Annotated in this window: 6 protein-coding genes and 1 tRNA gene (1 of these 7 running past the window's edge); 1 reads left to right on the top strand and 6 read right to left on the bottom strand. The window is 69.8% G+C overall.

The window, feature by feature from the left end:
* Positions 1-145: the 3' portion of a hypothetical protein gene (locus ACN267_RS31875; protein ID WP_204958136.1), read on the top strand. The gene continues 80 nt to the left of window position 1, outside the view; 145 of the gene's 225 nt are visible here — the last part of the coding sequence; the start codon falls outside the window, past its left edge; the stop codon is at positions 143-145.
* 39 nt (positions 146-184) lie between these two features.
* On the opposite strand, the gene ACN267_RS31870 is transcribed toward ACN267_RS31875, so the two are convergent.
* The 6 genes from ACN267_RS31870 to ACN267_RS31845 all read right to left on the bottom strand — a co-directional run bounded on the left by ACN267_RS31870 (position 185) and on the right by ACN267_RS31845 (position 5853).
* Positions 185-982, bottom strand: coding sequence for a carbon-nitrogen hydrolase family protein (locus tag ACN267_RS31870; protein WP_204958135.1), 798 nt, complete (start codon positions 980-982; stop codon positions 185-187).
* Positions 983-1270: 288 nt separating this feature from the next.
* Positions 1271-2566 carry an ATP-dependent Clp protease ATP-binding subunit ClpX gene (clpX, locus tag ACN267_RS31865; RefSeq protein ID WP_145921323.1) on the bottom strand — a complete coding sequence of 432 codons (1296 nt, stop codon included), beginning with the start codon at positions 2564-2566 and terminating at the stop codon, positions 1271-1273.
* A gap of 213 nt (positions 2567-2779) precedes the next feature.
* Positions 2780-3442: an ATP-dependent Clp protease proteolytic subunit gene (locus tag ACN267_RS31860; RefSeq protein WP_204958134.1), complete on the bottom strand. Its 663-nt coding sequence runs from the start codon at positions 3440-3442 to the stop codon at positions 2780-2782.
* Between the two features lie 10 nt (positions 3443-3452).
* A complete protein-coding gene (locus ACN267_RS31855; RefSeq protein WP_067310650.1) occupies positions 3453-4094 on the bottom strand; it encodes an ATP-dependent Clp protease proteolytic subunit in 642 nt (213 codons plus the stop codon).
* A gap of 170 nt (positions 4095-4264) precedes the next feature.
* A complete protein-coding gene (tig, locus tag ACN267_RS31850) occupies positions 4265-5623 on the bottom strand; it encodes a trigger factor (protein WP_204958133.1) in 1359 nt (452 codons plus the stop codon).
* Positions 5624-5779: 156 nt separating this feature from the next.
* A tRNA-Pro gene (locus ACN267_RS31845) sits at positions 5780-5853 on the bottom strand.
* Positions 5854-6000 lie beyond the last annotated feature (147 nt).

The following is a 6000-nucleotide window of genomic DNA, read 5'->3' as shown; positions in this document are numbered from 1 at the left end:
GGTGATCGCGGCGGTCGTGCTCGTCGTCGTCGTACTGTCGGTCGTCCGGCTGGCCCGGCGCGGACCGTCCAGGATGGGAACGGCCCTGCTGGTGACGGCGACGGCGATCATCGCGCTGGCGGTCGTGGGGGTGCTGCTGAGCTGACCGAGGCCCGGCCCCAGGGCAGGCCGCCCCCGGGGCCGTTCAGAGGCGGCGGTTTGCCAGGCTGGGCAGCTCGGCCCGGATCGTGTGCAGCCGGTCCAGGTCGAGGTCGACCACGGTGACACCAGGCCCGTCCGGCACCTGACCGAGCACCGTGCCCCACGGGTCGACCACCATGCTGCGGCCGAAGCACGTCCGGCCCGGGTCGTGGTCACCGGTCTGCCCGGCGGCGGCCACGAAGCACTGGTTCTCGATCGCCCGGGCCCGCAGCAGGACCTCCCAGTGGTCCCGGCCGGTGTGCATCATGAACGCCGCCGGCACGACGAGCAGGTGGGCACCCCCGTCGGTGGCGAGCCGGCGATACAGCTCCGGGAAGCGCAGGTCGTAGCAGATGGTCAGGCCCACCCGCAGCCCCTCCACGTCGACCACCACGGGTTGCACCCCGGGGGCCACCGTGGCGGACTCGCGATAGGACACCCGGCCGGGGATCTCCACGTCGTACAGGTGGATCTTCCGGTAGCTGGCGGCGAGGGTTCCGGAACGGTCGAAGACCAGCGACGTGTTCCAGGTGTGCTCCGGATCCGGCCCGGCCTCGTGGAAGGAGCCGGCGACCAACCAGATTCCCAGCCGGCGGGCCACCTCGGCGAAGAAGGTCCCCACCGTCCCGTCCACTCCCTCGGCCGGCGGCATCCCCGCCGCCGGGCCGAGATAGTCGACGTACTCCGGGAGGACCGCCAGGTCGGCACCGGCCGCCGCGGCCCGCACGAGCAGGGCCTCGGCGGCGGCCAGGTTGGCCGACCGGTCGTCGCGGGCGTTGAGCTGGCAGACGGCGACGCGCATGCCGCCAGGGTACGGGCGACCGGCCGCCCGGGGACAGCCCTCGGCGCGGCGGGGCCGGAACACGGTCGCCCGCTACCGGGGAACGGGCGCTCGGACACCCACGGTCGGCCACCAGGACACCCCGTGGACGCCCCGGAGCGCCACGAGGGCGACCGCGAGCCGGGGGTGTGGGGCGAGATGATCCCCGCGCGACGACCGATCAGGCGACGGCAAACGGCGCTGCGCCCGTACGCGCAGAAGCACGGCCCCGGGCGGGAGCCGTGCTTCTGACGGTGGTCGGGGCGTCGGTCAGGCCGACTTCTCCTCGCGGTCGCGGCGGGCCCGGCGACCGGTGAACTCGCGCGGCACGATGGTCGGGTTGACGTTCTCCAGGACCGCCTCGCGGGTGATCAGCACCCGGGCGGCGTCCGGGTTGCTCGGCACCTCGTACATGACGGAGAGGAGGACCTCTTCCATGATGGCGCGCAGACCACGGGCACCGGTGCCCCGGAGCATCGCCTGGTCGGCGATGGCCTCCAGTGCCGGCGGCTCGAACTCCAGCTCGACGCCGTCCAGCTCGAAGAGCCGCTGGTACTGCCGGACCAGGGCGTTGCGGGGCTCGGTGAGGATGCGCACCAGGGCGGAACGGTCCAGGCTGCGCACGTTGGTGATCACCGGCAGTCGGCCGATGAACTCGGGGATCAGCCCGAACTTGAGCATGTCCTCCGGCATCACCTGGCTGAAGATGTCGTCGGTGGAACGCTCGGAGACCGACCGGAGCCGGGCACCGAAGCCGGTGCCGCCGGAGCCGGTGCGGGCCTCGATGATCTGGTCGAGACCGGCGAAGGCGCCACCGCAGATGAACAGCACGTTGGTGGTGTCGATCTGGATGAACTCCTGGTGGGGGTGTTTGCGCCCGCCCTGCGGCGGCACGTTCGACACCGTGCCCTCCAGCATCTTGAGCAGGGCCTGCTGCACCCCCTCGCCGGAGACGTCCCGGGTGATCGACGGGTTCTCCGACTTACGGGCGATCTTGTCGACCTCGTCGATGTAGATGATGCCCGTCTCGGCGCGCTTGATGTCGTAGTCGGCGGCCTGGATCAGCTTGAGGAGGATGTTCTCCACGTCCTCGCCGACGTAGCCCGCCTCGGTCAGCGCGGTGGCGTCCGCGATCGCGAAGGGCACGTTGAGCATCCGGGCCAGGGTCTGCGCGAGGTGCGTCTTGCCGCACCCGGTCGGCCCGAGCAGCAGGATGTTGGACTTGGCCAGCTCGACCGCGTCGCTGCCGGAGCCGGGGGCGTTGGCCGCCTCGGCCTGGATGCGCTTGTAGTGGTTGTAGACCGCCACCGCGAGCGCCTTCTTGGCCTGGTCCTGGCCGACGACGTAGTTGTCGAGGAACTGGCAGATCTCCATCGGCTTGGGAAGCTCTTCCCACTTCACCTCGCCGGACTCGGCCAGCTCCTCTTCGATGATCTCGTTGCAGAGGTCGATGCACTCGTCGCAGATGTAGACCCCTGGGCCCGCGATGAGCTTCTTGACCTGCTTCTGCGACTTGCCGCAGAACGAGCACTTCAGTAGGTCGCCGCCGTCACCGATCCGTGCCACCTACGTTCTCCCTGCACTCGTCGACCGGAGACCGGCCCTGAACCGCGGACGCCGCAGCGCCCGTCCGTGGTGAAATCCGTTCCGCCGGTCCGACCCGGCCACGCCGTACGGACCCGACGTTACCCGCTGGCGAGGGTTTCTCCGACCCCCAAAACGGGTGTGTCAGAGGCCGGCCGGGAACTGCTCACCCGACCGACCTCCGACCGGCGGTGCTCAGCGGGCCGCGTTGGCGGCCAGCAGGCCCTTCTTGCGACTGGTCAGGATCGTGTCGACCAGCCCGTACTCCTTGGACTCCTCGGCCGTCATGATCTTGTCACGGTCGATGTCCTTGCGGACCTGCTCGATCGGCCGGTTGCAGTGCCGGGAGAGCATGTCCTCCAGCTGCGTGCGCATCCGCAGGATCTCCCGGGCCTGGATCTCGATGTCCGAGCCCTGCCCGTAGCCGCCCTCGGTGGCCGGCTGGTGGATGATGATCCGCGAGTTCGGCAGCGCCATCCGCTTGCCCGGGGTGCCCGCCGCCAGCAGCACCGCCGCCGCGCTGGCCGCCTGGCCCAGGCAGACGGTGGAGATGTCCGGCCGGACGTACTGCATGGTGTCGTAGATCGCCGTCATGGCGGTGAACGAACCACCTGGCGAGTTGATGTACATGATGATGTCGCGGTCCGGGTCGGTGCCCTCGAGCGTCAGCAGCTGCGCCATCACGTCGTTGGCCGACGCGTCGTCGACCTGCACGCCGAGGAAGATGATCCGGTCCTCGAAGAGCTTGTTGTACGGGTTGGACTCCTTGACCCCGTACGAGGTGCGCTCGACGAACGACGGCAGGACGTAACGGTTGTGCACGGCCGCGAACTGGGGCGGCAGGCTCAGATCGGTCATCGTCAGCTCCTCAGCTCAGGGTCCCGGCGCCATCCGGAACCTGCGTGGCCCCGATGATCACCTTGTCGATGAAGCCGTAGTCCATGGCCTCCTGGGCGGTGAACCAGCGGTCGCGGTCCGAGTCGGCCTCGATCTGCGCCTGGCTCTGCCCGGTGTGGTGGGCCACCCGCTCCTGGAACATCCGCTTGGTGTAGAGCATCTGCTCGGCCTGGATCGCGATGTCCGACGCGGTGCCGCCGAGACCACCGGACGGCTGGTGCATCATGATCCGCGCGTGCGGCAGGGCGTACCGCTTGCCCTTGGTGCCCGCGCAGAGCAGCAGCTGGCCCATCGAGGCGGCCATGCCCATCGCCACGGTCGACACGTCGTTGTCGATGTACTGCATGGTGTCGTAGATCGCCATGCCGGAGTAGACCGAGCCACCCGGCGAGTTGATCCAGAGGAAGATGTCGCGGTCCGGGTCCTCCGCCGCGAGCAGCAGCAGCTGGGCGCAGATGCGGTTGGCGACCTGGTCGTTCACCTCGCTGCCGAGGAAGATGATGCGCTCCTTGAGCAACCGGTTGTAGACCGAGTCGTCGAGGTTGCCAATGGTGTCGCCACCTCGGGCTTCGATCGCCCGGAGCGGCTTCGCTGGGATGTGCATGTCGGTCATGGCAGCCCTTCGCTCTCCGTACCGTCGTACCCGACATTAACCGCTCCACCGGGTGATCGACTCCCGCTCGCGGCACTGTTCGCTCTCAGCGCAGCAGGCTCGGGACGTACCCGGAAAGGGGTTCGGCCGCCGTCTGCCGCAACGGGCGGACGGCGGCCTACCGGGTCGGATCAGTGCTCGTGGTCGTGCTCGTGGTCGTGCGCCTGCTCGCTCTCGGCCCGCAGCGCGTCGAGGGTGACCTCGTTGCCGGCCGAGTCCTTGATCTTGATCTTCTCCATCACGGAGGCGAGCGCCTTGCCGCGCCGCACGTCACCGAAGACGGCGCCGGCGGCACCGGAGCGGACCAACTGGTCGTAGTACTGCTGCGGGGCCATCCCGGCACGCTGCGCCCGGTGGACGATCTCGTGACCGAACTCGTCGTCGGAGACCTGGGTGTCCTCGGCGTCGGCCAGGGTGTCCAGCAGGAGCTGGATCTTGACGCCCTCGGTCGCCGCCTCGGTCAGCTCGGCGTCGATCTGCTCCTCGGTCTTCTCCTCGGCGGCGAGGTACTCCTCCATCGAGGCGCCGATCCGCTCCAGCTGGTCGACCATCGCCTGCTTACGGCTCTCGACCTCCTCGCGGACGATGCCCTCCGGGGCGGGCACCTCGGCGGCGGCGACCAGCTGCTCCAGGGCCTTGTCCCGGGCGGCGTAGATCTGCTCGACCCGCTTGCCCCGGCTGACCTTCTCCCGCAGGTCGGCGCGGAGCTCCTCGATGGTGTCGAACTCGCTGGCCATCTGGGCGAAGTCGTCGTCCAGCTCCGGCAGCTCCTTCTCCTTGACCGTGCGGACGGTCACCGCCACCTCGGCGTCCCGGCCGGCGAAGTCGCCGCCCACGAGCTGGGTGGTGAAGGTGGTGTCGTCGCCGGCGGCGAGCCCGACCAGGGCCTCGTCCAGCCCCGGCAGGAGCTGCTTGCTGCCGACCTCGTGCGAGATGTTGCTCGCCGAGCCGCCCGGCACGTCCTCGCCGTCGACGGTCGCGTTCAGGTCGATCTGCACGTAGTCACCCTCGGCGGCGGCCCGCTCGACGGTCTTGAGCGTGGCGAACCGCTCGCGCAGGTTCTTGACCTGCTCGTCGATCTCGCTCTCGTCGATCTGCAGCTCGTCGACGGTCACCTCGACGGTGGCCGGGTCCGGCAGGGTCAGCTCGGGTCGGACGTCGACCTCGGCGGTGAAGTTGAGCGAGTCACCGTCGTTGAACTCGGTGATCTCGACCTCCGGGCGGCCGAGCGTCTTGAGGTCGTGCTCACGCACCGCGGCGAGGATGTTCTGCGGGATGGCCTCCTGCACCGCCTCGTTGAGCACGGTGCCCCGGCCCACCCGCTGGTCGATCACGGCGGCCGGGATCTTGCCCCGACGGAAGCCGGGAACCTGGACCTGCTGGCCGATCTCCCGGTACGCCTTCTTGAGGCTCGGCTCGAGCTCGACGAACGGCACCTCGATGGCGAGCCGCACGCGCGTCGGGCTCAGAGTCTCGACGGTGCTCTTCACAGGCGTACTCCTTGACGGATCTCAGTGGTGGGTCTGGGTCTGGGCGTGATTGCGCGCATCGAGTGTAGGCGAGCCGGGACGCTGCTCCGGCAGCGCCCGGCATACCGCACAGAATCGGCGTCGCCCCCCGGGGGTGATCCCGGGATGCGCACGCAGTCGGGGTGGCGGGATTTGAACCCACGGCCCCTCGCTCCCAAAGCGAGTGCGCTACCAAGCTGCGCCACACCCCGTGGCCCAAGAAGTGTATGCCGTCGCGCCCCACCCGGAATGCCGGGGCATCCCCACCCCACCCACCCCGGCGCCGGCCTGCCCCCGGTGCCGGCCTACCCCGGTGCCCAGCCCGCCCCCGGTGCCCGGCCCGCCCCCGGTGCCCGGCC

The sequence above is a fragment of the Micromonospora sp. WMMD734 genome (assembly GCF_049178975.1).
Classification (GTDB): domain Bacteria; phylum Actinomycetota; class Actinomycetes; order Mycobacteriales; family Micromonosporaceae; genus Micromonospora; species Micromonospora wenchangensis.
This window is presented reverse-complemented; position numbering and strand designations above follow the sequence as displayed.

Bases quoted from the DNA above. Each gene is read 5' to 3' on its own strand.
- ACN267_RS31860 (WP_204958134.1), bottom strand. From the start codon at position 3,442: ATGACCGATCTGAGCCTGCCGCCCCAGTTCGCGGCCGTGCACAACCGT.
- ACN267_RS31855 (WP_067310650.1), bottom strand. From the start codon at position 4,094: ATGACCGACATGCACATCCCAGCGAAGCCGCTCCGGGCGATCGAAGCC.
- ACN267_RS31870 (WP_204958135.1), bottom strand. From the start codon at position 982: ATGCGCGTCGCCGTCTGCCAGCTCAACGCCCGCGACGACCGGTCGGCC.